The organism is Streptomyces sp. UNOC14_S4, assembly GCF_020740835.1.
GTDB lineage: Bacteria > Actinomycetota > Actinomycetes > Streptomycetales > Streptomycetaceae > Streptomyces.
This window is the reverse complement of record NZ_JAINFC010000977.1, coordinates 1-970: the sequence shown is the minus strand read 5'-3', so window position 1 is coordinate 970 and position 970 is coordinate 1. Positions and strand designations below refer to the sequence as shown.

Here is a 970-nt window from a genome sequence, read left to right as displayed (position 1 = left end):
GTACGTAGCCCCGGCGCGGCACCTGCACGAGCACCGGGCCGTGCTTGAGGCCCTCGCGCGCGACCTGCCAGGCCAGGGTGGGCAGGCGCGCGGCACGGGCCGCCTCGTCCCGCGCCTGGTCGGCGTCGCCGACCGTACGGACCAAGGGCGCCGCGACGCGCACCTGCTCGCGGGCGGCGGCGAGCGGCAGCGCCCAGCCGGTGTCCACGAGCTGGGCGGCCTCGACCGTGCAGCCGAAGCCGCCGAGCAGGAACGCCGCCTTCTCGTGCGCCGCCCGCAACAGCAGCACCTCGCGCGCGTGCGGCTGCGGGGCGTGCGGCTCGCTGTGGCTCGAATCCCCGTCGTCCCAGATGGCGACGAGCCCCAGGTCGCGCACGGGGGCGAACATCGCGGCCCGGGTACCGACCACGGCCCGCACCGAGCCCCGGCTCACGGCGAGCCACCTGCGGTAACGCTCCTCCGGGCCGGTGTCGGCGGTGAGCAGCACATGGCGGCCCGTCCCGAGCAGCCCGGTCAGTGCGGCGTCGACGCGGGCCGCGCAGCGGCCGTCCGGCACGACGATCAGCGCGCCGCGCCCGGAGGCGAGCGTGGCGGCGGCGGCACGCGCCAGCTCGTCCGGCCAGGACGGGCCGGGCAGGGCCGTCCACACCGCGCGCGGGGAGTCGCCGCGGGCGAGAGCGGACAGATAGGCGGGCCCGGTCGCGTAACGGGACCAGGTGCCGGGCTCCGGCGCGGCGGGCGGCGGCAGCGGCTCGGGCGACGCGGCCGCCTCGGCCCGCGCCCGGCGCGGCGGCACCGCGAGCTGCACGACATCGGCGAGCGTGCCCGCGTAACGGTCGGCCACGGCCCGGCACAGCCGCAGCAGCCCCGGCGAGAGCACCGGCTCCGGCGAGAGCACCTGGGCGATCGGCGCCAGCGGACCCCGGTAGTCGCTCTCCGCGAGCCGCTCCACGATGAAGCCGTTGTGCAG

At 78.7% G+C, this 970-nt stretch carries 1 pseudogene; it reads right to left on the bottom strand.

Annotated features, from left to right (window positions below):
* Positions 1 to 970, bottom strand: a pseudogene (locus K6I34_RS37440) (primosome assembly protein PriA); the annotation flags it as partial.